The organism is Streptomyces sp. NPDC057287, from assembly GCF_042667905.1.
Classification (GTDB): Bacteria; Actinomycetota; Actinomycetes; order Streptomycetales; family Streptomycetaceae; genus Streptomyces.
Window position 1 is genome coordinate 61,376 of sequence record NZ_JBHUYV010000023.1, and the last position, 26,483, is coordinate 87,858.

Consider the following 26,483-nt stretch of genomic DNA (forward strand, 5'->3'; position numbering starts at 1 on the left):
GGGCTCAGTCCGGCATGATGCGGCGCCGCGGGCCCTCGTCGGCGTCCGTCGCCCAGGGACCGGCGGACGGCGGACCGGGCGCGGGCCGGACCTCCCGCCGCCCCGGGCCGGACCGTTCCCGGCCCAGGCTCCGTCGCAGCGCGGTGAACCGGGCGCGTCGGGCGGAGGGCAGGGGCGGTGGATCGACGACCACCGCGGTCAGGGCGTTGTCCCGCACGGTCCGCAGCCGTTGATCCAGCCGGTCGGGGTCGCCGCCGTCGCGGGCCGCGACGGTGAGGGAGTGCTCCAGCTGCTCCTGGACCGAGCGGATGTGCCGGTCGCAGAGCTCCCCGACCGGGGTTCGGATGTCCGGCGGCAGCCCTGCGTGGCCGGCCAGGGCCCGGATGGCCCGTAGCCCCTCCCTCGCCTGGGTCAGCTCGCGTCCGGCCGAGAATTCGTCCGGCGCCTGGTCGAAGGCCTGCTGGAACCGGCGAGCCCAGTCCTTCAGCCGTACGTCGACGGCGGTGAGGATGTGGCGGGTGAGCCGTGCCCAGGTGTCCGCCGTGAACTGCTCGCGCTCCAGGGCGGGCAGCGCCGCCAGGTCCACCGGCTCTCCCCTCTGCCAGGTCCGCAGAGCTCCGACCCAGGTCTCGTACGGCCCTCCGTCGCCCCAGAATCCGTTCACGAGCCGTCCCCCGCGCCCGGGCGTCGCAGGAGGAAGTCCCCGGGTGGCAGTGGTTCCCACGCGGGGAGGTCCTCGACGATGCGGTGCCTGCGCTGCATGGAGCGGCCGGCCGGACGGCTCGGCGTGGTCGCCGCCCAGGGAGCGCCGCCGTCCGCGGCGCCGGCCCACGGGGGTGTGCCGGCGTGGCCGCGCCGGTCGGGGTCCTGGCTCATTCCGGTCCGTCCTCTCCCGGGACCGTACGGCCCGCGTAGGGCGATCCGTTGTCGGTCACGGTGGCGAGCGAGTCGATCAGCTCGGAACAGCCCGCTTCCACCTCGTCCGCGTCCTGGTACCCGGCGTTCCAGTCGGAGAGTTCCGCCGACGCGGCTCTCAGCTGGAGGAGGGAGTCCGCCTTCGCCCCGGCGAGCAGTTCCGTCGCCTGGTCCCGGTGCCGTGCCGCGGCCCGAGCGTCCCGGTGGATCCTCAGCCACCACACCAGACCGATGGCCGGGGCGACGACCAGGGCGGCACCGGTGTGCGCCTGGCCGAGGACGAGGAGGACGGCGAGCACGACGACGACGGCGGGGAGGGATCTTCGTACCAGGGGGTACCGGAACGACGCGATGTACGGGGCGGTGTGCTGGTCCCAGTGCCCGGCGAGCGACGACTCCAGCTCGTCCAGGGGCCGCAGGAAGGATCCCGTCCAGGGAGGGAGGCGGAAGTTCCGGGCCCCCACGGTGTGGTCCGCCTGGAAGCGGGCCTGGACCTCCTGCGGCACGGCGGCCCGGTAGTCACGGGTGAAGCCTCCGTGGGCGCGCAGGAACCACTCGCGGCAGACGCCCACGGCGAGCCGGCGGGTGGCCGACGAGACGCCGATGGCTTCGGGGTCGAGCGCGGCGGTCGTGTGGAAGGTCAGCAGATCCAGGGTTTCCGCCAGCGCGGCGAGGTCGGTGTCCGCCTCCGGGGAGGCTGCCGCGAGGTCGCCGTCGTGCCGCACGATCGCCTCCATCAGCGCGAGTTCGCGCCGCAAGGGCAGTTCGTCGTCGTCGTACTCCGACACCAGCTGGTCGAGGATGTCGTCGACCGCGTCCTCCATCCGCTGCGACGGCAGCGGCACCGCGCCCAGGATGCCCCGGTACTTGTCCAGCAGCTGCCGCTGGGTCCTGGCCGCGACCAGTGCTCCGTCGAGCAGACCCCATTGCGGTGACACCGCCGACAGCAGGGGGAACTCCGCGGCTGCGGACGCCGGGCGGAGCGAGTCGATCTCCGCACGCCAACGCCGGGTCTGCGCGTCGTGGGCCTCCTGCCGCTCGACGCCGTCCGCCGCCCTGGCCTGCCAGTGGAGGAGGGTCCTGCTGAGCAGGTCCCTGGCCGCGGCCCCGAACGCGCCCTGGGCCACCGCCTCCAGGATGACGCCGAACTCCCGGCCGAGCGCGTCCGGGTCCTGGGACCCGAGGTAGTGCTCCAGCCACCTGACCGATCCGTCCGCGCGGCCCTGGCGGCGCAGGACCAGGGCGAAGAAGAGTGACGTGCGGCCGGGTGAGCGGCTGTAGGCCTCGTCGATGCCGCGCTCGCACAGCTGCGGGTCGTCGGCCGACCAGGAGGCCAGGGCGACGAGGGCGGGAGCCAGCCAGTAGCGCGGTGTCTGGATCATCAGCTGCTCGGTGACCGTACGGACGGTTTCCTCGGAGACGAGGCCCACGTCGAAGGCCTGGAGCAGGCCTACCGCGGTGCGCCGGACCTTCTTGTGATGGCCGAACTCGTGGTCCAGCCGGTCCTGGACCGCGACGATCCTGGTCTCGGCCCGCTGGACGTGCGCCACCTGCTGGGACGCCTGCACGAACGCCAGGAACTCGTCCCGCAGTTCCCGCAGTTCGGAACGGGTCCAGTCCTGGTTGGCCTGCACGGTCCGGACCTGGGACGAGACCAGGCCTACCTGTTCGCTCACCACCGCCACCTGGTTGCCGACCTCCTGCACCCGGCGGCGGAGGGTGTGGTCCACGTCGTTCATCCAGCATGCTCCGATCAGGTGGGCCGAGGGTCAGGGGTGTACGACGCTGCCGTCCCGGAGTACCGGAATGACCAGTCCGTCGCTGTAGATCTCGATGTACGCGTAGCTCTGCGAGCGGGCCAGCATCCGGGCGGCGCCGAAGGGCTCGGGTACCGGGTCCGCGGCGGCGAAGTGGGTGACGACGGTGTGGGCGAGGTCCAGCCGGTGATCGACGAACGGTGCGCCGAGGCGGCAGCGGGCGAGGAACCCGATCGGCAGGCCGCCCCGGTCGCCGGCGTACATCCGGCGGATCTCGTCGGCGCGGTGGGCGATCTCCGCCTCGGTGACACCGCTGTCCAGCGCCGTCACCATGTCGAGCAGCCGGCGCGAGCGCGGCAGATACCGGCTCCGGACGGTGACGTCGTCCGCGGGTCCCGGGGTGTGATCCGGTCCGGATGCGTGCCAGGGTGCCGCTGCGGCTCCGGCGCCGTCGAGCCGCCGGGGTCTGTCGAGGTCCCCCATGTCACCCCTCCACGTCTCGGCCCCTCGGATGCGGGAACGGATCACCGGCCGGCTACCCATGCATTCCTGCTGGCTCCTCAACTATGTGCATGCCAGGACACGTTGGGCTCCTCCCGACCCGACAACGCCCGGAACAAGCCCAGTTGGTGCCCATGAACTCACTCGTCGGGCGGCGACGGGCTGGAAGAATTCCGGTCATGACATCGATCCGTGCACTGCTGGTGGGGATCAACGAGTACTCACCGGGCACTGCCCCTCGACTGAGCGGCTGTGTCAACGACATCAGCGACGTGCGAGCCCTGCTGGCCGGGCGCACCGCCCGAGGGCACGCGCCCGACGTCCACGTACTGCTGGACAGGGAGGCGACCGTGGCGGCGGTGGAGGACGGCATCCGGCACCGGCTGGGCGCGGCCGGCCCCGGCGACACGGCACTGCTCTGGTTCTCCGGGCACGGCACCGAGACCCCGGCACACGGCGCCGACCTGCTGATCGAGGCGACGGGCCGCAACCAGGCGCTGCTCTGCACGGACGGTCCACTGCCCGACAAGCGGCTTCGGGTGCTGCTCGACGAGGTGGCCGCCCGCGGCGCGCGGGTCGTGGCCGTACTCGACTGCTGCTTCTCCGGTGGAGCAACGCGCGACCCGGCGTTCACGGCGCGGTTCGCGCCCGCACCCGGCCACCGGGTGCCGGCGCCCGCGTCGTCCCGTGACGCGGCCCCGACGGAGCGGGCGGCCGGGTCCCCGGCCAACCGGGATGTCCTGCTGCTGGCCGCCTGCCGGCTGGACCAGCGGGCGTACGAGACCTACTTCGGGGGCCGGCGGCAGGGGGTGTTCACCCGCGCGGTGCTCGACGCGGTGCGGGAGGCGGGGCCGGACATCACCTACCGGGAGGTGCTGGCCGCCGCCGATGCCCGGGTGCGGTGTTCGGGAGGGCACCAGCAGCCGGTCCTCCTCCCCGCCGGGCCCGGCGGCACGGCCGATGCCCCCTTCCTCGCGGACGGCGCCCGCCGGCTCCCGGCCGGTGAGCACCTGCTGCGCCACGGTCCCGAGGGCTGGGAAGTGGACTGCGGGGCTGGCCACGGGCTCCCCGAGGGAGACACGGCCGCGGGCTCGGCGGCCACGGAGTTCACCGTGGTGGACGCGGAGCAGACCGGCCGGAGCGTCGCCGTTCGCACCGTCCTGCCGGACCGCTCCCTGGTCGAACCGCTCGGCTGGGCTCCCGCGCCGGGCCGGGTCCACCCCGTGGCACTCGGCGCGCTGAGCCTGCCCGCCGCCACATTCGCCCTCCTGCCCGATGCCGACGCGGGGGCCTGCCCCGTGGAGGACCTCGCGCTGGCGCTGGCCACGGCCGGTCCGCTGGGCGGCCCCTCCCCGCTCCTGCGGCAGGTGACCGATCCCCGGCAGGCGGGTGACCTGCACTTCCGTGTGGAGGTGCGCGGATCGGCCGCCCACATCCTGCGCCGCGACGGCAGCCCTTTCGTGGGACCGCAGCGGCTGGGCGTGCCCGGGGACGCACGGCGGATCGCCGACTGCCTGATCCATCTGACGCGCTGGCACCGGCTGCGGGACCTGCCGCCGCGCCCGTCCCCGCTCGACGGACTGGTGCGGGTCGAGATCGTCCCGTGGGGCGCCGAGGACGGACAGCCGCTCTCGCCGGACGGCAGCGGCGAGATCGTCTGCGCCTACGGCCCGGGAGCGAGCGCTCCGCTCCTCTCCGTACGTCTGCACAACCGCTCGGCGGACCGGCCCCTGTGGTGCCTGCTGCTCGACCTGACCGATGGTTACGCGAGCCACTCGGCTCTGTACCCGGGGCACTTCATCGCTCCCGGCCACACCGGGCACGCACTGGACGGGCAGCCCGTGCAGTTCTCCCTGCCCCGGGACCGCCCGCCGGTGCCGGGCGCACAGGCGAGGGACTGGCTGAAGCTCGTGGTCGCCGAGCACGAGATCGGCACGGTGCCGTTCCACCTGCCCGCGTGGTCCGCGGACCCGTCCGGCGCGCGGGAGGACCCCCCGCCCCGTGATGACGGCGTCCTGCGCTTCGGACCTCCCCGGCGGGGGGCGTACGCCAGGGACCTCGGCATGCCGGCCGGCGGTTCGTACGGCCGGTGGACGACGCGTACGGTCCCGCTGCGCATCGTCGTGCCGACGGCCTGACCTGGCCCGGCGCTACCGGCCGAGGTGGAGGAAGCCCGCCCACGCGCTGAGGTCGGCCGGATCCACCCGCGCGGCCCGAGCGGCCTGTCCCGGGGGGAATCCCTCGGGCAGGGCCCGCTCCGTCCCCAGCATCCACAGCTGGGCCCGCCGCAACGCGCCGGCGGAGGACTCCCCTTCGCGGCGCAGGTAGTGGTGGGCCAGGAGCATCAGCAGGGAGGTCGCCTCGTCCGGCACCGGCCACAGCGAGCCCAGGACCGAGCGTGCGCCCGCCACGAGGAACGCCGTGGCCAGGGTGAACGCCTCGTTGTGTCCGTGTCCGGACACATGGCTGCGGCAGGCGGCCAGCACCACGAGGGCCGGGCCGGCGTGCTCCGCGCCGCGCACCGCCTCGGCGAGCTCCTCCGCGTAGAGCCCGCCCCCGTGCAGCGCCAGTCCCGCCGTGTGCCGGGCGCTCTCCACGACCGAGGCGTGGCAGGCCAGGTGCAGCACGCCGTCCGCGCTCCCGTCCCCCCGGAGCCAGGCGAGCACCTCGGCCGGCGTTCCGGCGCCGTTCGCCGCTCCGCCACTACGCCTCCCCAGGAACTGCCCGAGGGGGTAGTAGGTCCGCTGCACGATGTCCGCCTCCTCACCCGCGTAGCGCAGATCACCCGTGGGATCACCGACGACGAGGGCGCCGGCGGGCGCCCCTGCGACGGGCCGGGCCGCCACCTCGCAGAGCAGCCGCGCGGAGGCGGTGTAGGAGAGGTCGGCCTCCTGCAACGCGTACCGGCGGCCCCGCGTGTCCGCCCGGTACGCGGCGTGCCAGGGGACGAGCCCGAGGCGGCCCATCGGGACGAGGACGAGGCGGGGCACGCGGTGCGGACGGCCGGGAGCGGCGAAGACGTCGAGCAGCGGGCGCATCGCCGCGTACCAGGCCCAGCCGCACAACCGGTCCAGCGCAAGGCGCGGGCCGGGCCGGCCGGCCGGTGCCCCGGACTGCGGGGCCGGGCCCAGGTCGCGTCCGGCGCCGGGGGCCGGGCCGTAGTCCCGCAGCGGGCCCGCCTGCTCGCTGAGGTCCGGTAGCGGCAGGGCGTGCACCTCGCCCGTGGCGGTCACGATGACGGCCGCACCGCCGCCCTCGTCCGACTCCGGCACGAGGTAGACCAGTGCGTCGCGGCCGAGGGACCTGAGTGCCCCGGCGACGGCGGGGATGTCCGGCGGGTCGAGGAGATGGTCCTGGGGTGTGCCCGCACGTGCGCGCAACGCCGTGAGCACCCGGCGCCGCAGTGCACTGGGTACGCCTCCTTCCCCGCCGCCCCCGCTGAACAGCCCGGCCGGCTCCGGGTCCGCGAGGGCCGCCCGCCACTCGTCGGCAAGGGAGCCGAGGCCCGCCCGGGCCAGCCGCTGCGGAAGGGTGCCGGAGGTGACGGCTGCGTGCAGGGTGAGGCCCCGGCAGGCTTCCAGCGCCTCGACGGCCGACACCGGGTCGCCGTCCCGCAGGGCCCAGGCGGCGACTTCGAGCGCCTCCTCCGTCGCCTGGGCCGCGACCTGCGCGGCATGCTCCGTGCCCGACTGGAGAAGTGCGGACCACGCGTAGCCACGCAGCGCGTCCAGACCGCCGCGCAGCGAGGTCCGCAGGTCGCGTGTGGTGTTCCGGCGGGTGCGGGCGGCCCGCTCACGCACCGCGCGGGCGAGGGCCAGCGCGGACGACGCGTACAGCGGGTGTTCGGGGCCCCCGCAGGTGCGCACGGCCTGCTCGAGCAGGGTGATCGCCTGCGCCAGGTGCTCGTCGCGCGGGCGGGGAGCGCTGAGCGCGCACGCCAGGGTCCAGTGGCCGCCGGCCAGCATTCCGGTGTATCTGAGGTGGTCCTCCCCGCCCGGCTCAGCCAGTGCGGCTGCCTCACCGATCAGCTCCATCGCCTCGGCCGTCGCGTCGGTGTCCTCGTCCAGCGCGGCCATGACGAGCCCGTGGGCTCCGTTGCTGCCCAGCACCCAGGCCCGCCGTCCGCGGTGGAACGACAGCGAGGAGCTGCGCAGTTGGGCCGCGGTCGGGGCGCCGGGCAGCGGCCGCGGCAGCGGTGGGGCGCCGAGACGCCGGGCCAGCCCTTCCCGCGCCAGGTGGGTCAGAGCCAGCCCCGTCCACACCTCGACCCTCGACGGGTCGTCCGTGCCCAGCCGCGCGTGGACGGCGGACACCCGGTGGATGCACCGGTCCACGACGGCGAGATCACGCCGCAGGGTGGCGGCCCGCGCCTCCATGAACAGCTGATGCGCCTCGGTGAGCAGCAGCATGTAGGCGGGCACGGACGAGTCGTCACGCAGCCGCTCGAATATGGTGCGCATGGCGTCGAGCTCGTCCGTTCCCCCCTCCGTCTGCGCGCGGTGCATGCGGGCGACCAGGGCCATCAGGTCCAGGCCGTAGTCGTGGTGCGCACCCGGGTCATGGGCCACAGCCCGGCCGAGGTGGGCCATCACACGGTCCATGCCGGGGCCCTTGCCCCGCGCCTCGTACCGCAACAGCACCCAGCCCGCCATACCGTGGGCGCGCCGCTGCCAGGCCGGGTCGTCCTGGTCGGTCCGCAACATGGCGTCCAGCAGAGCGTCCCGCTGCTCCCCGGTGCCGGTCTCCGCCTGGAGATCGGCCAGGACCGACATGGTGAGCACCGCAGCCCCGTACTCCGCGCGCGCCCTGCTCCCTTCCTCCATACGGCTCCAGTGCGCGTACATCAGGGCGAAGTCGGCGTCCCTGCGGCTCCTTTCGAAGGAAAGCGAGAGGGTGCCGGGCAGGTGGGGGTCCGTGCCCCCCTGGCCCGGGAAGCACCGGCCGTTCTCGGCGTTCTCGACCACGGTGCCCCATATCCTCACGACGGCCCCTGTGTCCGTCGGCGGGATCGAGCGGTCGTCGTCGGGCTCCAGCAGCCCCCGTTCCTCCAGCACCGTCCTGGCCCACCCCTGCATCAGCACAGCCGCGTCCGTCAGTTCGGGACCCTGTTGCTCCTCCGCCAACGCCCTTCCCGCCAGCCGACCGACCTCCCTGATCCGCTGCGGATCCTGGTCCGCGTAGTACCGCATCTGCTGGTAACCGGCCGTCAGCAGCAGCGTTGCGAGGACCGGGCCGTCGCGCTCCGGCTGCCACAGCCCGAGCGCGCGGCGCAGCATGGCGAGGGCGCGGTCCTGGCCCTCGCCGTCGGAGCGGCGGCCGGCCCACTCGTAGACGACACGGGCGAACGCGTCCAGGAAGACGGGGTCGAGCCGTTCCTCCGCACCGGGCTCCGCCAGCAGGCGCCCGACCTCCCGTGCGGCGGCTTCGCCGTGCTCAGGGTCCTTCCAGGCCGCCCAGAGGACGGCATGGACGTAGGCCAGCCGGACCTCGGCGTCCCGGGACCACGGCTGCTCACCCCCGCCCGACTCCCCCGCCCGGGCGAGCGCGCCGCCGAACGCCTCACCGGCCTCCTCCCACAGAGCGCGGTCCCCCGTCACGCGTGCCCGTACGAGCAGGGCCATTCCCATGGAGTGCTGGATGAAGGCGAGATCGCTCGTGGGGAGGGCGGCGTCCAGCACTGCCGCGTAGTGCGTGGCCGCCGCCCGAGCGGCCTCGGTGTCACCGGTCAGCAGGCTGCGCTGGAAGTACAGGTACCCCTGGGCCTCGTGGAGCTCCGACAGGGTGCCGGGGTCGGCGTCCGGGTGGCCGGCCCAGCCCGTCAGCCAGGTCTCCGCCTCGGTGTGCCGCCGCACGGCCTCGTCCAGCAGTGGCAGACGCAGGCCGTTGCTGCCGCCGTCGCTCGCCAGGAAGCGGAACTTCGCGACGTTGCACGACAGCACGTGGGCGAGGGTGCGGGTGCCGTCCCGCGCACCGTCGCCGTCCGGGTCGGCCGCCAGCCCGCGCAGGCCCTCGTCCAGGAGGTGACGGGCGTGGCGCAGGAGACGGTCCGAAGGGGCGGCGTCGTACTGGAAGCAGCGCACATGACCGAACATGACATGCCGGTCGGCCCAGGCCGGGCCCGTGCCGGGGTCGGCGAAGACGTCTTCGAAAGCGGCTGCCGCCAGGGCCAGTTCGCCCGGGTCACCGGTCTCGCCGTACTTCCGGTAGGCGGTCTCGGCCACGAACGCACGGGCTGTCCCGTACTCCTTGTCCATTTCGGCGCCTCCCCGCGCTCAGTGGTCTCCGGCCGGAGGCGACAGCTGGACGCGGTAGGGCTGCAGCACCCCGTTGAGCCATTCCCCGCCGTCCGGTGCGCCGAGGTCCAGCGTGCTGTCGGCCGCCTCCCCCAGCACGCCGGGAGGGCACCGGTCCTCGAAGAGGACGACGGTGCGATCACCGGGCTCCCGTTTCGACGACCAGACCATCCCCTGCGCCCACGGGTCGGTGTGGCGTCGTATCCAGTGCGCCCAGTCACGGGTGTAGGCGTATTCCTGGGCCTCCGTGTGGACGAGCCAGGTGTCCTGATGGACGGCGGCGAGGTCCTCCGCGGTCATCAGGGAGACGAGGGTGATGCCGGCCCTCAGCCGGAGCGTGGAGAGCGAACGGCCCTCGACCGCGACGCGCGGGAGGAGCCGCGGACCGCCTGCCGGATCGAAGGGGAGCCCCCGCAGCAACGTCTCGCAGACGGCGGCCGCCGCCCCCAGACCCGCGTAGAGGTAGCCGTACCCGTCGCAGGCGGTGGCGTCGAACCGGCCGCCCCCGTAGAGGCAGTGTGCCGGGACCGGGTTGAAGGCCACGGGCGCGCGGTGTGCCGCGTGCACGCGGTACAGCGGGGTACCGGCCGGGAGTCCGACCTTGGCGGGTGTCCCCCGGATGACGGTGGGCGGACGGTAGTTCGGCACGGCTACTCCTGCTCCATCAAGAATCTGGCGGTGTCGAGCAGACGCGCCTCGTCCGTGGTCCCGACGAGCGTTTCGGGGCGGACGCCGAGCCAAGCGTTGGCGGAGAGCCACCAGTCCGCAGCGCCCCACGGGTCACGGTCCGCGGCCAGCACCGCGTTGACGCCCGTCACGATCGGCTGGGGCCGTGCGGCCACGGTGAACTGGAAGCTCGGCAGCCGTACGGCGCCGCCGGTCCCGGTCAGCCGGATCAGCACGGGCGTGTCCGGGTCGGTGCCCGCCCGCCGCAGGGTGTCGGGGTCCAGCGCCGGGGCGGCCAGCAGCCGTCTGCGTACGGGGCCGAGCAGCGGGCCCACCATGCGGTGGCCGTCCAGCAGCAGTACCGCGAGGTCCTCGGCGGAGAAACCCTGGTGGGTGGCGTGCTGTGCGCCTGCTTCCGGGCCCGGCGCCGTCAGGGTGAAGCGGCCCTGCCCGCCGCCGCCGGACAGGTCGGGCAGCGTGGCCGCGAGCAGTTCCGCGGCGCCGAGCGCGGCCTCGTGGCGCCGGCCCTCCGCCTGTTCGCCCCGGTCACCGCCCTGGCGTACGTCGCCGAGCAGGCCGGCCAGTCGTTCCAGCTGCCCCGGGCCGAGCAGGCCGACGACCCGCTCCCACCGGGCGGCGGCTGCGGCCAGTACGGCGTAAGGATTCACTGCCGCCCTCTCGTTCACGGTTGCCTGCTTCCGGGCGGGTCGGCGAGGAGCCGTGCGATGAGATCCGCGCGGGCGTGCCGCCGGACCACGAAGTGGATGTCCCAGGGGGCCCCGCGGGCCAGTTCGGCCTCCACCGCGGGCCACAGGGCGCCGAAGCTCTCCAGGGGTGTCAGTCCGCCGCGCCCGGCGCCGAGGAGCGGCAGGCACAGGGAACGGAGCGGCGGGACATGACCGGCGGACTCCCGCGCCAGGAGGGCGAAGACCGCTGCCACCGAGCGGGTGACGTCCACCGGCAGGACGTCGTAGTCGTTGCTGTCGGGGCGGGGCACGGCCGTCGCCGCGTGGTAGACGCGGCGGATGCCCTGGCCCCCGAGTGCGCCCGCAGAAGTGGCGGCCACAGCTCCGGGCAGGGCCGCCCTGCCCGGCATCCCGTTGCGTGCGGCCCACTCCCTCAACTCGTCGTGGAGGTGGTCCTCGACGACCGCGCCCGTGGGGTCCTTGCGCGCCCCCGCCCGTCTCAGAGCGGCGGCCACCGACGACTTGTAGGCGGCGGGCAGGGCGAACCAGACGTTGGACGGGGAGACCACGACGTCGATGTCGCGCAGCAGATCGACGGAGTGGACATGGACCGTGACCCTGACCCGGCGGCCGTGCACGAGCGGGCTGAGCACCCGGTGCGCGGCCGCGAGCGCGGGGACCCCCGGGGCGGCCGGAACCCCCGACGCCCCCCGCCCCGTGGTCTGCGCCACTGCGCTGACGAGGATCTGTTCCGCCACCTGTCCCAGCACCATCAGCTCCTGGTGCTTCCGGAACCGCTCGATACTGACCCCGTAGACCTGTGCGGCGCGTCGGCGCCGGTCCGCGGCGGGCCAGTCCCTCGTCCCGTCGGCGAGGCCGAGGCTGTACTCGGCGGCGCTCTGCAGGGTGCCGCCACCGATGCGGGTGACGGCGCTCCGCAGCAGCTGCTCGACCGTGACGGGGCGGTCTCCGGTCGCACCGACGCCCTGCAGGTCCGCGATACCGGAGAGTTCGGGGGTGGCGAGCGCACGCAGTCCCACGACTCCTGCCCGTCGAATCATCCGCACCTCCGCGAGTACCGCGCCGTGATCCGGCAGGTGAGGGGGGAGCGTCATGCCGTCAACGATGTCAGCGGCGTTCCCCGCGCCACAAGCCGTTCCTCCGCCATCCATTGGACACGTCGCGCCGGTCGGACCCGGGTCGTTTCCGGGTCGGTTGCGGGCACGGCCGTCCCGCGCTCCGCCACCGTCACCCGCGGAAGGGCTCGTACGCCGCCGTCACCAGGGCAGGTCGCGCACCTGCTGGACGCACAGCACGACGAACAGCAGCCCCGCCGCGCCCAGCATTCCGTTGCTGAGCCATCCGTTGCGCCATTCCCTGGGCGTGCGGTCCGAGTTGAGCAGCCAGATCAGGGTCAGGGCGAGGAACGGCATGAAGAACGCGCCGAGGACCCCGTAGCCGATGACCAGACCGAAGGGCTCGTCCAGCCAGAGCAGGGTCATGGGAGGGAAGGTCAGCCAGAGCAGATACGCGCGGAAGGGCACGGACCGCTCCTGGCGGCCGATCGTCTCGCTGCCCGCCCTCTCCACAACCGCTTCGTCGCGTCCGGCGGCCCGGATCCGCTCCACGAAGTCGGCGAACATCAGGCTCACGCCGTGCCACACGCCGATGAGGGACGAGAAGGACGTCGCGAAGAAGCCGACCAGGAAGAGCTTCGCGGTGCCTGCCCCGAAGCGGTCCTCCAGGATCTGGCCGAGGTCGATCAGCCCGCGGTCTCCCTTGGTCAGGGCGATCTGGGAGGAGTGCAGCAGCTCCGCGCCGACGACGAGCATCGCCACGACGAAGATGCCCGTCGTGATGTAGGCGACCCGGTTGTCGATCCGCATCACCTTCATCCAGGAGGAGTTGGACCACCCCTTGGCGTTCACCCAGTACCCGTACGCCGCCATCGTGATGGTGCCGCCGACCCCGCCGATCAGGCCGAGGGTGTAGACCAGCGAACCGTCCGGGAGGACGGGGAGCAGCCCCGCGAAGGACGCGCCGACATCCGGCACCACACGGATCGCGACGTACACCACGACGACGAACATGACGCCGATCAGGATGGTCATGGCCTTCTCGAACACGGCGTACTGGTTGAACCAGACGAAGACCAGACCGATCAGCCCGGTGATGATCGCCCAGGTCTTCAGACCCGGTCCGTCCGGGAAGAGGGCCACGATGGGCAGGGCGCTGGAGGACATGGCCGTCGCGCCGTACACGAAGCCCCAGATGACGACGTACACCGCGAAGTAGCCCGTGGTCCACCCGCCGAGGGTGCGCCAGCCGTCGAAGAGGGTGCGGCCCGTCGCGAGGTGCCAGCGGCCGACCGCCTCCGCGAGGGAGATCTTGACGAGGCAGCCGATCACGGCCGCCCACATGAGGGTGTAGCCGAATTTGCTCCCCGCGATGAGCGTCGCGACCAGGTCACCGGCCCCGACCCCGGTCGCCGCGACGACGATGCCGGGTCCGATGTAGCGCCAGCTGGATTTACGCGGCTGGGAGCCCGGCTCCCCCGTTCCTGTGGTCTCGCTCGTCTCCACCATGTCGATCAACGAAGCGCATCCTGCCGGATCGCACAAGAGGGTGCGTCGTACCACCGTCATGCCCCCTCGTGGCGGGAACAGCTGTGGACGTTCCGTGACAGCGGACAGTGGTGCGCTCCCCCACCGCCCGTGGGACGCTTGGCGCGCTGGACGGTTGGATGGGGGAAGTGGCATGACAGGCGCGCAAGTTGATCCGCTGGGGAGCGGGGATCCGGCGACGCTCGGCAGGTACGAACTGCTCGGGAGGCTGGCGTCCGGCGGCATGGGGAGGATCTATCTCGCCAGGGACGCCGGCGGTCAGCTGGCAGCCGTGAAGACGCTGCTCGCCGAGGGCGTCGTCAGCGAGGTCGAGCGGCGCCGGTTCACGCGCGAGGTGGAGCTGGCCCAGCGCGTCGACAGCGCGTTCACGGCGCGGGTGCGGGAGGCGGACCCGCGGGCGGAACGGCCGTGGATGGCGATCGACTACATCGCCGCGCCGTCGCTGTCCGAACTGGTGCGCACGGCAGGTGTACTGCCCGCGTCGGCTGTGCGCTGGCTCGCCGCGGGCACGGCGGAGGCGCTGGTCACGCTGCACGGCGAGGGCATCATCCACCGGGATCTGAAGCCGCAGAACATCCTGCTGCCGCTGCCCGGCCCCCGGGTGATCGACTTCGGCATCTCGCACGCGAACGACATCACCCGCACGAGTCTCACGCTGGGCACGATCGCCTTCACCTCGCCGGAACAAGCACGCGGGGAGCCGTCGACCGAGGCGTCGGACGTGTACTCGCTCGGGGCGACCCTGTTCCACCTGGCGCTCGGCAGGCCCCCGTACCGGGCCGGCAGCGACACCCTCGGTCTGCTCGCCCAGGTGCAGCGGGGCGAGCTCGACCTCGACGGTCTGCCCAAGGAGCTGACGGACCTGATCCGTCCCTGCCTCGCGGCCGATCCCGCGCAGCGCCCCGTCCCGGCCGAGATGCTGGCCCGCTTCCGGCAGTCGCTGGCCGGGCTCCCGGTGTCGCTGGGGGGCCGCCGCTGGCTGCCGCCGCGCTGGACGGACCTGATCGCCGCGTACGAGCGCCACGGACATGACCTGGCGCGTGGGGCCGGCATCGGCCTCGGGCGTACGGCTCCCGGCGGAGTCATGGGCGATCAGCCCACGGGTGTGGTCCCGCCGCCGGGGCCGACCCTGGTGCTCACGGAGGAACGCGAATTGGCCGAGCGGGCCGCACACGAACGGGCCCAGCAGGAGCAGGCCCGGCGCGCACGCGAGCGGCGGCGCGAGGAGGAGCGGAGGAAGCAGCAGCAGAAGGACCGGAAGAGGGCGCAGAAGGAGGCGGCGCAGAAGGAGCGTGAACGGGCCGAGGCTGAGGAGCGGGAGCGGGCGGAGAAGGAGGCCGCCCGGCTGAGAGCCGCCGAGGGCAGGGCCCGGCAGCGCGCCTCACGGACGCCCGCCGCCTCGGCCTCCGCCGGGATGCCTCCCAGGGCGGACCGGCCGGTGCCCCGCCCCGCCGCGCCCCGGACTCCCGCGCCCGCCGCGGCCCGGAAGGGGCCCTCCTTCGTGACCTGGCTGGTGGTGCTGGCCGTCGTCATCGCGTCGTTCGTCTGGCTGATCGGTTAGCCGGACCCGGGCACGGGAACTCCGACGGCCGCACAGGCACCTGCACGGCCGTCGGAACCACCGCACGGCACGACTCCCGGGAGTCGTGCCGTGCGGTGGTTCTCATCTGTGCGCAGGGGTCCGTCCGGACCGGGGTGGGCGGCCCTAGATCACCAGGCTGAGCGCCGCGGCGACGACGAAGCCCGCGACCGAGAGGACCGTCTCCAGGACCGTCCAGGTCTTGAGGGTGTCGCGCTCGGAGATGCCGAAGTACTTCGAGACCATCCAGAACCCGCCGTCGTTGACGTGCGAGGCGAAGATGGAGCCCGCCGAGATCGCCATGATGATCAGCGCGAGGTGGGCCTGCGACATGTCCTGGCCCTCGACGAGCGGGACGACGATGCCGGCGGTGGTGACGATCGCGACCGTCGCGGAGCCCTGGGCGACGCGCAGGACGACGGAGATCAGCCAGGCGAGCAGGATGATGGGCAGGCCGACGTCGTTGAACGTGTCGGCGAGCGCGTCGGCGATGCCGCTCCCCTTCAGCACGGCTCCGAAGATGCCGCCGGCGCCGACGACCAGCAGGATGTTGCCGACGGGCTTCAGCGAGGCGGTGGAGACCTTTTCGAGGGACTTGCGGGACCAGCCGCGCCGGATGCCCAGCAGGTAGTAGGCGAGGAACAGCGCGATCGTCAGCGCGACGAACGGGTTGCCGAAGAACTCGACGACCGAGCGCAGGGTCGAGGGGTCCAGCGCGATGGAGGAGAACGTCGCAGCGAGGATGAGGATCAGCGGGGTGCCGATGATCGCCAGCACGGTGCCGAGGGAGACGGGCTCCTCGTGCGGGGTGACACCGGCGGCGCGCTGTTCGGCGACGACCGCGGCCTTGGACTCCTCGGCCGCCTCGACCATGTCCTGCGGGACGTCGACGAAGACGCGCTTGCCGATCCAGGCGGCGTAGCCCCAGGCGGCGAGGACGGACGGGATGCCGACGACGGCGCCCATCAGGATGACCCAGCCGAGGGAGACGTTGAAGAGGCCCGCGGCGGCGACCGGTCCGGGGTGCGGCGGGAGGAACGCGTGGGTCATGGAGAGGCCGGCCAGCAGCGGCATCGCGTAGAGGATGATCGACTTGCCGGAGCGCTTGGCGGCGGCGTAGACGATCGGCGCGAGGACGAAGATGCCGACGTCGAAGAAGACCGGGATACCGAAGATGAGGCCCGTGAGGCCCATGGCGAGCGGGGCGCGCTTCTCGCCGAAGAGGTTCAGCAGGCGGGCGCTCAGGACCTCCGCCCCGCCGGACACCTCAAGGATCGCACCGAGCATCGTGCCGAGGCCGATGATGATCGCGACGTGCCCGAGGATGCCGCCCATGCCGGATTCGATGACGGACACGGCGGCGGACTTCTGGACCGTGCCGAAGAGTTCGGTGACGGAGAGACCGGCACCCAGGCCGACGGCTATGGACACGGCGAGCAGCGCGACGAACGGCTGCAGCCTGATCTTGATGATCAGGAACAGCAGGAGCACGATCCCGAGCGCGGCGACGGTCAGCAGACCGGGCGTTCCGCCGATCAGGAGGAGCAGTCCACCGGTGTGGGGTGGCGCCTCGGGGGCGGGGGCGGCGGCGAGCAGCATGAGCGGTCAACTCCGGTGGTGACAGGGGGTCCTTCGGGGCAGGGGGGAGCGCGGCACGGCGCCCCACTGCGAAAGGGGGACGGGGCGCCGTGCCGTGGTGCGGGGTACTGCGGTGGAGCGAGCGGCTCGGGGGGAGCCGCTGCCCGGGCCGCGGATCGGTGGATCAGCGGGGCACCGGGGTGTCCGGGCCGGTGGTCAGCCGAGGACCGCGAGGGCGTCGATCTCGATGAGCAGCCCCTTGGGCAGGCCGACGTACACCGTCGTACGTGCGGACGCGGGGGCCTTGAGTCCCTGCTCCTCGAAGTACTCGTTGTAGATGGCGTTCATCTCGGCGAAGTGGTCGACGTCCGTGAGGTAGACGCGCGTCATCATCACGTCGTCCCAGCTCGCGCCGCCCTCCTCCAGGATCGCCTTGACGTTGGCGAAGGTCTGCAGGGTCTGCTCGCGCAGCGTGGGGCCGGCCGGGGTCGGGGCCTGGCCCTCCACGGCGGGCAGGAAGCCGACCTGACCGGCGACCTGGAGGATGTTCCCCTTCTTCACGCCGTGCGAGAACTTCGCGGGCGGGGTGGTGTGGGTGCTGGGGGTGAGGGCGGTCTTCTCGGTCATGGCGCTTCAGGCTTTCTTGGTGGGGGTGGTGCCGGAGTACTCCCGGCTGATCGTGTCCGCGGTGCGGCGCACCAGCGGGAGGAGGGTGAGGAGTTCCTCGGCCGTGACGACCACGTTCGGTGCGGACACCGACATGGCGGCGACGACCCGCCCGTCCGCGCCCCGGATGGGGGCGCCGACGCAGTTGATGGACTCCTCGTGGCCGCCGAGGTCGGTGGCCCAGCCCTGTTCGCGTACGACGGCGAGTTCCTTGAGGAAGGCGCCGGCGTTCGGGAGCGAACGGGACGTGTACATGGGGTAGTCGAGCCGTTCGGCGATCGCGCGCCGCTCGGGCTCGGTGAGGTCGGCGAGGAGCAGCTTGGCGACCGCGGCGACGGTGATCGCGACGGGCTTGCCGATCCGTGAGTACATCCGCACGGGGTAGCGGCTCTCGACCTTGTCGATGTAGAGGACCTCGTTCTCCTCGTACACCGCGAGGTGGATCGTGTGCCCGCACTGCTCGTTGAGCGCGACGAGGTGGCTGTGGGCGATCTCGCGCACGTCGAGGTTCTCGACGGCTTCCTGCGCGAGTGCGAAGAGCCGGGCGCCGAGGCGGTAGCGCTGGTCCTCCTGGCGGTAGACCAGCCCGTGCTCGTGGAGCGTACGGAGCAGGCGCAGCGCCGTGGACTTGTGGACGCCGAGCCGTATCGCGACCTGGCCGAGGTCGGCGGGGCCCTGGGCGAGCAGCGGCAGGATGCTCAGCGCGCGGTCGACGGTCTGGCTCATGTAACTCGTACCTCCTCGTTCGCCCCGGCGGCGGCTGTCCAGCCGGGGCCGAGACGAAGTGTGCCCCAGGCCGTGTCGTCCAGGGCCGCGAGCCGGTCGGCGCACGCGCGGGGCGGGGGGCCGGTGAGGTCGCCGGGGACGGTGAGGACCGCGGCTGCCATGAGGTGGCCGTGCCGGGCCCGGTCGCGTACGGGCAGGCCGCGCAGGGTCGCGGAGAGGAAGCCGGCGGCGAAGGCGTCACCGGCGCCGACCGCTGCGACGACGTCGACGCGGAGGGAGGGGACGGTCGTGACGGTGTCGTGGCCGCCGTCCCCCGTTTCCGTCCGCGAGAAGACGGTGACGCCGTCGGCGCCCCGCTTGACGACGAGGACGTCGGGTTCCGGCAGGGCGGCACGGACTGCTTCGGCACCGTGGAGTCCCCACGCCTCCTCCGCCTCGTCGTCCCCGACGAAGACGAGGTCGCAGCGGCGGGCGAGGGCGAGCAGGACCTCCGGGCCCTCCTCGGCCTCGCGCCACAGACCGGGTCGGTGGTTGACGTCGAAGGAGATCAGCGGGCGGCCGTCGCGGGGGGCGGTGAGGTCGTGGAGGAGCGCGAGGCAGTCGGCGGAGAGCGCGGCGGTGATGCCGGACAGGTGCAGGACGCGTGTGGGGAGGAGGTCCTCGTACGGGACGTTCTGCGGGGACATCGCGGAGGCCGCGGACCCGGCGCGGTAGTAGGCCACCTCGTGGGTGTCGGTGGCCCGGTCCGTCGCCGTGCGGAAGTAGATGCCGGTGGGGCGTTCCGGGTCGCGGCGCACGGCGGAGGTGTCGACGCCGTATCCGGTGATGGTGTCGACGAGGTGGTCGCCGAAGCCGTCGGCTCCGACCCGGCCGACCCACTTCGCCCGGTGGCCGGCGGCGGCGAGCGCACAGGCGACGTTGGACTCGGCGCCGCCGATGCCCCGGCCGAAGGAGGGGACGTCGGCGAGGCGGCCCGGCTGCGAGGGCAGGAACGTCACCATGGACTCACCGAGGCAGACGACGTCCGCGGTGGCTGTCCTGGCTGCGGATCCGGACACTCTGGGCTCCTCTTGGTCGGCCGTGGGCGCCGGTGCTCACCATTGACCCGGCATCGGCTCGGATGTTAGACAGCCTTGAGCGATATACGCAACGCCTGTTGCACACAATGCAACGACTACCCACCCGAGGAGCTCCCCTTGGCCCCCGAGCAGTCCCCCGAACAGTCCGTGACGGCACTCGCCGAGGAACGGGTCGACCACCGCTTCAAGGCGCTGCCGCCGGACGCGGAGGGGCTGACCGTGGGCGCGCTGGCGGCCGAACGCCGCAACCTGTTCACGGGCGGCTTCACCACACCCGTGCTGGCCCTGTCCGCCGAGTCGGTCGAGGCCAACCTCACCCTCCTGGACACGTACGCGGAGCGGCACGGCCTGGCGTTCGCCCCGCACGGCAAGACGTCGATGTCACCGCAGCTCTTCGCCCGCCAGCTGGAGCACGGCGCCTGGGGCATCACCGCCGCCGTCCCCCACCAGGCCCGGGTCTACCGCGCCTACGGCATCGGCCGGATCTTCCTGGCCAACGAGCTCGTGGACGCGGTGGCTCTGCGCTGGCTGGCCGGCGAGCTCGACGCCGACCCGGACTTCACGTTCGCCTGCTACGTGGACTCCGTGCGCGGCGTGGAGCTGATGGACGAAGCGCTGCGCGCGGCGGGCGCGGTACGCCCCGTCGATGTCGTCGTGGAGCTGGGAGCCGGCCAGGGAGCCCGCACCGGTGCCCGCACGGAGGCCGACTGCGCGGCGGTCGCCGACGCGGTGGCCGCCGTGTCCACCCTGCGCCTGGTGGGCGTCGCCGGTTACGAGGGCGAGGTGCCGGACGCCTCTCCCGAGCGCGTACGGGAATGGCTGCGCCGGCTCGTCGCGCTGGCGGCCGACTTCGACGCGGCCGGCCGCTTCGGCGCGCTCGCCGACGACGAGGAGATCCTGGTCAGCGCGGGCGGCAGCGCCTGGTTCGACGCCGTCGCCGATGTCTTCGCCAAGATCCCCGCCCTGAGCCGCCCCGTGTGCAAGCTGCTGCGGTCCGGCGCGTACGTCAGCCATGACGACGGCCACTACCGCCACCTCACCCCCTTCAACCGGGTCCCCGAGGAGGGCGCGCTGCAGCCCGCCTTCCGGCTCTGGGCCCAGGTCGTCTCCCGCCCCACCCCCGAGCAGGCCTTCGTCAACGCAGGCAAGCGCGACGCCGCCTACGACCTCGACCTCCCCGAGGCGCAGGTCGTGCGCTCCGGACGGGACGGCTCGGTGCGCCCGGCCACCGGTGTCGCCGTCACCGGTCTGTCCGACCAGCACGGCTGGGTGCGCACGGAGGCGGGCGCCGAGCTGGAGGTCGGCGACTGGATCGGCATGGGCCTCTCGCACCCCTGCACCTCGTTCGACAAGTGGCAGCTGATCCCGCTGGTGGAGGCGGACGGCACCGTCACCGACTACGTCCGCACCTTCTTCTGATCCCGTTCCTCCGACCCGGCGGACCGCTCCCCCTCACTCGAAAGGCGACATCCCATGGACCTGGTCATCCGCGACGCCCGCGTCGTCGACGGCACCGGCACCCCCTCCTACCGGGCCGACGTAGGCATCACGGACGGCCGGATCACCGAGATCCGCAGGGAGGGCGAGGGCCCCCGGCCCACGGCCGCCCGCACCGTCGACGCCGACGGCCTGGCGCTCTCGCCCGGCTTCATCGACATGCACGCGCACAGCGACCTCGCCCTGCTGCGCGACCCCGACCACAGCGCGAAGGCGGCACAGGGCGTCACCCTGGAGGTCCTCGGCCAGGACGGGCTGTCGTACGCCCCGGCCGACGACCGCACGCTCGCCGAGGTCCGCCGGTCCATCGCCGGCTGGAACGGCGACGGCAGCGACATCGACTTCGACTGGCGCACCGTCGGCGGCTACCTCGACCGCCTCGACCGCAACTTCGGCGGCCGGGGCATCGCCGTGAACGCCGCCTACCTCATCCCGCAGGGCACGGTCCGGATGCTCGCCGTCGGCTGGGACGACCGCCCCGCCACGGACGCCGAGCTGGAGCGGATGAAGGAACTCGTCGCCCAGGGCATGGCCGAGGGCGCGGTCGGCATGTCCTCGGGCCTGACGTACACCCCCGGGATGTACGCGAAGAACGCCGAACTCACCGAGCTCTGCCGGGTGGTGGCCGCCCACGACGGCTACTACTGCCCGCACCACCGCTCGTACGGAGCGGGAGCACTCGACGCGTACGAGGAGATGGTGCAGCTCACCCGTGAAGCGGGCTGTGCCCTCCATCTCGCCCACGCCACCATGAACTTCGGCGTGAACAAGGGGAAGGCCCCCGAGCTCCTCTCCCTCCTGGACGACGCCCTCGCGACGGGCGCGGACATCTCCCTCGACACCTATCCGTACACCCCGGGCTGCACGACCCTCGTGGCGATGCTGCCCAGCTGGGCGAGCGAGGGCGGGCCCGAGTCCATCCTGACCCGGCTCGCGGACGAGGCGACGACGGAGCGGATCCGCCACCACGTGGAGGTCCTGGGTTCCGACGGCTGCCACGGCGTCCCGATCGAGTGGGACAGGATCGAGATCTCCGGCGTCGGCTCGCCCGCCCTGTCGTCGTACGTCGGCCGCACGGTGGCGGAGTCCGCCCGGCTGCACGGCGAGGAGCCCTGGGTGACGGCCCGTCGGCTGCTCGTCGAGGACCGGCTCGGCACGACGATCCTCCAGCACGTCGGCCACGAGGAGAACGTCCGGCAGATCATGCGCCACCGGGTGCACACCGGCGGCAGTGACGGCATCCTCCAGGGCGACAAGCCGCACCCCAGGGCGTACGGCACGTTCCCCCAGTACCTCGGCCGGTACGTGCGGGAGCTGGGCATCCTCTCGCTGGAGGAGTGCGTCGCGCACCTCACGTCCCGCCCGGCCGCACGTCTGCGCCTGCCGGACCGCGGGTACGTCCGCGAGGGCCACCGCGCGGACCTGGTCCTCTTCGACCCGGACACGGTCGCGGCCGGATCGACCTTCGAGAAGCCGCGCACCCTGCCGGTCGGCATCCCGCACGTCCTGATCGACGGCCGCTTCGTCATCGAGGACGGCCGGCGGACCTCCACCCTGGCGGGCCGGGCGGTGCGGGGCGGCGGCCGGCGAGCGGCCTGACCGCGGGCCCCGCACCCTCCCTCACGGCTTGGGCAGCGCGCAGCCGGCCCGGTTCAGGTCGATCCGGCTGCCGGTGCCGATGCACGGCACGATGCCGTAGGTCTGCTGGGCGTAGTTGATGCCCTTGCGGACGGTGACGGTGCCGCTCTCGTCGACCTCGCACGGGTTGTTGTCCGTGCACCGCTGCCCGTCCTCGTTCCCGGTGTTGTTGACGGCGACGACCTTGCCCGTCGCGTTGTCGATCACCGGGGACCCGGACGTGCCGCCGATGGTCTGGCAGGCCGAGGTGTAGCGGACCGAGTCCTTCCAGGTCCAGGCACCCTCCTTGAGACGGTACGCGAACCCGTCGACGGCGCAGCTGTAGGTGCGCTTCCAGTACCCCGAGGCGACCGTGATCGCAGTGCCCTTCACCGGGTGCGAGGCGTCGAGCTCCAGGGCCTTGATCCCGTAGGAACTCTCGATCTGGGCGTAGGTGCGGGTGAGCTGGTACAGCGAGACGTCGGTGTCCGTCATGGTCCCGTACGCGATCTTGGAGGCGCGCAGGGTGCCGACACCGCTGCCCGCGGCGTTCAGCAGGGTGAAGCTGCGGGTCGACGCCTTGTCGAGCACGACCTCGCCCGGATCCGGGAAGCCGGTCTCCAGGCAGTGGCCGTTGGACAGGACGAGCGCGGGGTCGCCGGGCTGCGACGAGGGCGCCCGGACGACCGAGCCGGAGCAGTTGCTGAGCGCGACGGTGCCGGCGAAGGTGACGGCCTTGGCGCGGACCTCGGGCGTGGCCTTACGCGTGGCCGTCACGGTACGCGTGGCCGTGTCGGTGGCCGCGTCCGTGCTCGTGGCCGTGGACGCCGCCGCGGGTGCGACGCCCGCCCCGAGGAGCAGGACGGAAAGAAGTGCGCCGACGAGAGGCTTGTTCATGTGGGGGTCCCCTCCAGATGTGCCAGTGACCGGAGTTCTTCCGGTTTTTGACATGCGCATGCTTGCGCACCGAGGGAGATCCAACAAGGGGCGAAATCAAGCCGCCTGCGCGGCGGCGCTCACTCCCGGCCGGCCGCCGGCGCGGCCTCCCCGGCGGCCGCCTCCTTCGAGTACGTCACCGCCGAGAGCAGGCTCAGCCCGGGTTCGGCCCTGCGCAGGATCCTGATGGCCTCCACCGAATCGGCGGGTCCCTCGTAACCTGCCGCCGAGAGCCGCTGCCGCACCCAGCGGCCGCGCAACTCGGCGTCCGGGACCGCGGCCGCCCGCTCGACGACGGCGAGGGCGCGTTCGAGGCCCGGCCGCTCCTCGTCCGGCGCGGTGCTCAACGCGTCCCGCAGGAGCGCGCCGGCCTCCTCCGAGTCACGGAGCACGATCACGATCTCTTCCCGCCTGGCCCTGCCCGTACCGAACATGCGGCCAGCGTTCCCCGTATCCCCGGCCGTCGCACCGCATTTGATAAACATCTGAGGTGTCTGCGTACTGTCGCTGCATGACACTCGACCTCGACGCCTACTTCGCCCGCATCGGCCGGGAGGGGAGCAAGGACCGCCGCCCCACCGCGGAGGTGCTGCGGTCCGTGCACCGCGCCCACATGCTGGGCATCCCGTTCGAGAATCTGGAACCCCTCCTCGGCAGCGCCCCCTCCCTCGCGCTCCCGGACCTGGAGGAGAAGCTCGTCCGCAGCGAGCGCGGCGGGTACTGCTACGAGCACAACACCCTTCTGGCCGCCGTCCTGACGCAGCTCGGGTTCCGGGTGACGCTGCTGACCGCACGGGTGGTGGTGGGCGCCGCGCCCGGTGACGTCCGGCCCCGCACGCACATGCTCATGCAGGTGGACGTGGAGGGTGAGCCCACTCCCTGGCTGGCCGACGTCGGCTTCGGCTCGCACGGGGCGCTGCTGGAGCCGATCCCGCTCGTGGTGGACACCGAGCTGCTCGACACCCCGCGCCGCCACCGGCTGGTGCACGCCCCGCACGACGGCCCGCTGGAGATGTGGGAGCTCCAGGCGGACAAGGGCGGTTACTGGGAACCGCAGTACGAGTTCACCCTGGAGCCGTTCGAGGCCCCGGACTACGACGTCATCAACTGGCACATCGCCACGAACCCCCGCTCGCCGTTCCGGCAGGCGGTGTACGCCCAGCGCACCCTTCCGGGCCTGCACCGGGCCCTGTCCGGGCGGACGCTGGTGGAGACCGCCGACGACGGCACGGTCGAGGAGCGGGAGCTGAGCGACTCCGCCGAAGTGCTGCGGGTGCTCGCCGAGGACTTCGGCGTACGCCTCCCCGAGGGGACCGTCCTGCCCGGCTGACCCACCGGCCTCCCGGCCGGCGCCCGCCCGGGCGGGCGCCGGCCGGCCGGGAGGGGCCGGACGCGCCCCCGCGTGGTGCATCTCACCCGGCCCGTGCCCCGTTCCCGCATTCCAAGCCGCGGCGCCGCCCCGACCGGCCGTTCCCACGGCTCGCGGGCGGGGCCGCATGCCGATGGAAGACCCGGCGCGCCGTCGTACGCCCCCGGAGGGAGCAACCGGTGCTCGAACTGGGCGCATCGCGTGAAACGCGGTCGTAAGCTCGCAGACATGCAGGTCATCCAGTCCACGAAGCTCGCCGGCGTCTGTTACGAAATCCGCGGCCCCGTGCTCGAGGAAGCGATGCGGCTCGAAGCCGCAGGTCATCGCATCCTCAAGCTCAACACGGGCAACCCGGCGGCGTTCGGGTTCGAGTGCCCGCCGGAGATCCTCGAGGACATCCTGCGCAACCTCTCCGGCGCCCACGGCTACGGCGACGCGAAGGGGCTGCTCTCCGCACGCCGTGCGGTGATGCAGCACTACCAGACCAAGGGGATCGACCTCGGCGTCGAGGACATCTACCTGGGCAACGGCGTCTCCGAGCTGATCCAGATGTCGATGCAGGCGCTGCTCGACGACGGCGACGAGGTGCTCGTCCCCGCTCCGGACTACCCGCTGTGGACGGCGTCGGTCGCGCTGGCCGGCGGCACGGCCGTGCACTACCGGTGCGACGAGCAGGCCGACTGGATGCCCGACCTCGCCGACATCGAGCGGAAGATCACCGACCGCACCAAGGCGCTCGTGATCATCAACCCGAACAACCCGACGGGCGCGGTCTACGACGACGAGATGCTGCGCGGGCTGACGGAGATCGCCCGGCGCCACAACCTGGTCGTCTGCTCCGACGAGATCTACGACCGGATCCTCTACGACGGCGCGACGCACACCCCGACCGCCGCCATCGCACCGGATCTGATGGTGCTCACCTTCAACGGGCTCTCCAAGAACTACCGGATCGCCGGATACCGCTCCGGCTGGATGGCGGTGTGCGGCCCGAAGGCGCACGCCTCCTCGTACATCGAGGGCCTGACGGTCCTGGCCAACATGCGCCTGTGCGCCAACATGCCCGCACAGCACGCGGTGGCCACCGCGCTCGGCGGACGGCAGTCGATCAACGAGCTGGTGCTGCCGGGCGGGCGGATCCTGGAGCAGAGGGACGTGGCGTACGACCTGCTCACACAGATCCCCGGGGTCACCTGCGTGAAGCCCAAGGGGGCTCTGTACCTCTTCCCGAAGCTCGACCCCAAGGTCTTCAAGATCAAGGACGACCGGCAGATGGTCCTCGACCTGCTGCGGGCCGAGAAGATCATGGTGGTGCAGGGCACGGGCTTCAACTGGCCGGAACCCGATCACTTCCGGGTGGTCACCCTGCCGTCGGCCAAGGAGCTGACCGACGCGGTGACCCGGATCGGGAACTTCCTGGACGGCTACAGCCAGCCCTGAGGCCAAGATCTCCGGATCCGACACAACTTTAGACTGAATCCAAGATAGGATGGCCTTACAGCAACACCAGGAGGCCATCCATGTACGAGCCGATCCGCACCAAGTCGGTCCACACAGCGGTCGACGACGCCGATTTCCCGCACCGGAGCCGCGAGGACGAGCTGGACATCCAGCTCGCCGGGCATCTCGCCGCCCTCCTCGCCGTCACCGACGAGCTGGGCCTCGACTCCATGGGCGACCGGATCGCCGAGCAGGTGGCCCGGCTGCGCTCCGCACCGCCGGCCCGGCACGCCGGGCGGAGCGAGGCATCCCCGGCCGCCCTGCACCGCCGGGCACACGCCCTCGCCGGCCGGGCCCTCGTGGTCGCCGCGTCCCGCGCCGACACCGCCGCGGCCATCCTCGCGGCCGAGGCCATGGACACGCACACCGCGGCTCTGTCCGCCCCCACCGCGCCGACCGTCCTGGTCGGCGCCCCCTGACGCACCCGGTCCACGGGCCGCGAAGACGCGTGGACCGGGTGCCACAACGGCAGGACCGTCCGGCCGGGAGGCGGG

At 72.8% G+C, this 26,483-nt stretch carries 22 protein-coding genes; 7 read left to right on the forward strand and 15 right to left on the reverse strand.

All coding sequences use genetic code 11. The annotated features are described in order from the left end of the window. Window positions 1-4: 4 nt before the first annotated feature. From ACFUNE_RS32940 to ACFUNE_RS32955, 4 genes are read right to left on the reverse strand one after another with little or no spacing between them, the layout of a single operon-like run. Complete coding sequence (locus ACFUNE_RS32940; protein WP_383575604.1) at window positions 5-664, reverse strand: hypothetical protein; 660 nt, start codon at window positions 662-664, stop codon at window positions 5-7. Next, window positions 661-876, reverse strand: a complete 216-nt coding sequence (locus tag ACFUNE_RS32945; protein WP_383575606.1) for a hypothetical protein — start codon at window positions 874-876, stop codon at window positions 661-663. The genes ACFUNE_RS32940 and ACFUNE_RS32945 overlap by 4 nt, the downstream gene beginning before the upstream one ends. After that, on the reverse strand, window positions 873-2,654 hold the full coding sequence (locus ACFUNE_RS32950; RefSeq protein ID WP_383575608.1) for a hypothetical protein: 1,782 nt from the start codon (window positions 2,652-2,654) through the stop codon (window positions 873-875). The genes ACFUNE_RS32945 and ACFUNE_RS32950 overlap by 4 nt, the downstream gene beginning before the upstream one ends. A gap of 30 nt (window positions 2,655-2,684) precedes the next feature. Beyond that, window positions 2,685-3,155 carry a hypothetical protein gene (locus ACFUNE_RS32955; protein WP_383575610.1) on the reverse strand — a complete coding sequence of 157 codons (471 nt, stop codon included), beginning with the start codon at window positions 3,153-3,155 and terminating at the stop codon, window positions 2,685-2,687. Window positions 3,156-3,352: 197 nt separating this feature from the next. Between ACFUNE_RS32955 and ACFUNE_RS32960 the strand changes: the two genes are divergently transcribed. After that, the gene (locus ACFUNE_RS32960) at window positions 3,353-5,311 is read left to right on the forward strand and encodes a caspase family protein (RefSeq protein WP_383575612.1); all 1,959 of its coding nucleotides are present in this window, start codon (window positions 3,353-3,355) and stop codon (window positions 5,309-5,311) included. Between the two features lie 12 nt (window positions 5,312-5,323). Here ACFUNE_RS32960 and ACFUNE_RS32965 read toward each other — a convergent pair whose 3' ends face one another. From ACFUNE_RS32965 to ACFUNE_RS32985, 5 genes are all read right to left on the reverse strand, one after another. Beyond that, the gene (locus ACFUNE_RS32965) at window positions 5,324-9,427 is read right to left on the reverse strand and encodes a CHAT domain-containing protein (protein ID WP_383575614.1); all 4,104 of its coding nucleotides are present in this window, start codon (window positions 9,425-9,427) and stop codon (window positions 5,324-5,326) included. A gap of 18 nt (window positions 9,428-9,445) precedes the next feature. Further along, a complete protein-coding gene (locus ACFUNE_RS32970; RefSeq protein WP_383575616.1) occupies window positions 9,446-10,114 on the reverse strand; it encodes an RES family NAD+ phosphorylase in 669 nt (222 codons plus the stop codon). A gap of 2 nt (window positions 10,115-10,116) precedes the next feature. Continuing rightward, window positions 10,117-10,818 (reverse strand): hypothetical protein, encoded by a 702-nt coding sequence (locus ACFUNE_RS32975; protein ID WP_383575618.1) that lies wholly within the window; start codon window positions 10,816-10,818, stop codon window positions 10,117-10,119. Then, the gene (locus ACFUNE_RS32980) at window positions 10,815-11,933 is read right to left on the reverse strand and encodes a hypothetical protein (protein ID WP_383575619.1); all 1,119 of its coding nucleotides are present in this window, start codon (window positions 11,931-11,933) and stop codon (window positions 10,815-10,817) included. The genes ACFUNE_RS32975 and ACFUNE_RS32980 overlap by 4 nt, the downstream gene beginning before the upstream one ends. 162 nt (window positions 11,934-12,095) lie before the next feature. Further along, entirely contained in the window at window positions 12,096-13,403 is a 1,308-nt protein-coding gene (locus ACFUNE_RS32985; protein WP_383575621.1) for an Nramp family divalent metal transporter, read from the reverse strand. A 172-nt stretch (window positions 13,404-13,575) separates the two neighbouring features. Here ACFUNE_RS32985 and ACFUNE_RS32990 point away from each other — a divergent pair, with 172 nt between their 5' ends. Next, complete coding sequence (locus ACFUNE_RS32990; protein WP_383575623.1) at window positions 13,576-15,003, forward strand: serine/threonine-protein kinase; 1,428 nt, start codon at window positions 13,576-13,578, stop codon at window positions 15,001-15,003. Between the two features lie 144 nt (window positions 15,004-15,147). On the opposite strand, the gene ACFUNE_RS32995 is transcribed toward ACFUNE_RS32990, so the two are convergent. The 4 genes from ACFUNE_RS32995 to ACFUNE_RS33010 form a co-directional block, all read right to left on the reverse strand. Then, on the reverse strand, window positions 15,148-16,620 hold the full coding sequence (locus ACFUNE_RS32995; protein ID WP_383575625.1) for a GntP family permease: 1,473 nt from the start codon (window positions 16,618-16,620) through the stop codon (window positions 15,148-15,150). 195 nt (window positions 16,621-16,815) lie between these two features. Continuing rightward, window positions 16,816-17,226: a RidA family protein gene (locus ACFUNE_RS33000; RefSeq protein ID WP_383575627.1), complete on the reverse strand. Its 411-nt coding sequence runs from the start codon at window positions 17,224-17,226 to the stop codon at window positions 16,816-16,818. Between the two features lie 6 nt (window positions 17,227-17,232). After that, window positions 17,233-17,991, reverse strand: coding sequence for an IclR family transcriptional regulator (locus tag ACFUNE_RS33005; protein WP_383575629.1), 759 nt, complete (start codon window positions 17,989-17,991; stop codon window positions 17,233-17,235). Next, window positions 17,988-19,049, reverse strand: a complete 1,062-nt coding sequence (locus ACFUNE_RS33010) for a sugar kinase (RefSeq protein ID WP_383575631.1) — start codon at window positions 19,047-19,049, stop codon at window positions 17,988-17,990. The genes ACFUNE_RS33005 and ACFUNE_RS33010 overlap by 4 nt, the downstream gene beginning before the upstream one ends. A gap of 138 nt (window positions 19,050-19,187) precedes the next feature. Between ACFUNE_RS33010 and ACFUNE_RS33015 the strand changes: the two genes are divergently transcribed. After that, window positions 19,188-20,489: an alanine racemase gene (locus ACFUNE_RS33015; RefSeq protein WP_383575633.1), complete on the forward strand. Its 1,302-nt coding sequence runs from the start codon at window positions 19,188-19,190 to the stop codon at window positions 20,487-20,489. A gap of 54 nt (window positions 20,490-20,543) precedes the next feature. Next, on the forward strand, window positions 20,544-22,166 hold the full coding sequence (locus ACFUNE_RS33020) for an amidohydrolase family protein (protein ID WP_383575635.1): 1,623 nt from the start codon (window positions 20,544-20,546) through the stop codon (window positions 22,164-22,166). A gap of 21 nt (window positions 22,167-22,187) precedes the next feature. On the opposite strand, the gene ACFUNE_RS33025 is transcribed toward ACFUNE_RS33020, so the two are convergent. Both ACFUNE_RS33025 and ACFUNE_RS33030 read right to left on the reverse strand, forming a co-directional pair. Next, window positions 22,188-23,081: a serine protease gene (locus ACFUNE_RS33025; RefSeq protein WP_383575637.1), complete on the reverse strand. Its 894-nt coding sequence runs from the start codon at window positions 23,079-23,081 to the stop codon at window positions 22,188-22,190. Between the two features lie 119 nt (window positions 23,082-23,200). Beyond that, window positions 23,201-23,554, reverse strand: a complete 354-nt coding sequence (locus ACFUNE_RS33030; RefSeq protein WP_383575640.1) for a hypothetical protein — start codon at window positions 23,552-23,554, stop codon at window positions 23,201-23,203. Window positions 23,555-23,631: 77 nt separating this feature from the next. On the opposite strand from ACFUNE_RS33030, the gene ACFUNE_RS33035 reads away from it, so the two are divergent. The 3 genes from ACFUNE_RS33035 to ACFUNE_RS33045 all read left to right on the forward strand — a co-directional run bounded on the left by ACFUNE_RS33035 (window position 23,632) and on the right by ACFUNE_RS33045 (window position 26,408). Further along, a complete protein-coding gene (locus ACFUNE_RS33035; RefSeq protein ID WP_383575642.1) occupies window positions 23,632-24,450 on the forward strand; it encodes an arylamine N-acetyltransferase in 819 nt (272 codons plus the stop codon). Between the two features lie 267 nt (window positions 24,451-24,717). Then, window positions 24,718-25,929, forward strand: coding sequence for a pyridoxal phosphate-dependent aminotransferase (locus ACFUNE_RS33040; protein WP_383575645.1), 1,212 nt, complete (start codon window positions 24,718-24,720; stop codon window positions 25,927-25,929). Between the two features lie 80 nt (window positions 25,930-26,009). Further along, window positions 26,010-26,408, forward strand: a complete 399-nt coding sequence (locus ACFUNE_RS33045) for a hypothetical protein (RefSeq protein ID WP_383575646.1) — start codon at window positions 26,010-26,012, stop codon at window positions 26,406-26,408. Window positions 26,409-26,483: the final 75 nt, after the last annotated feature.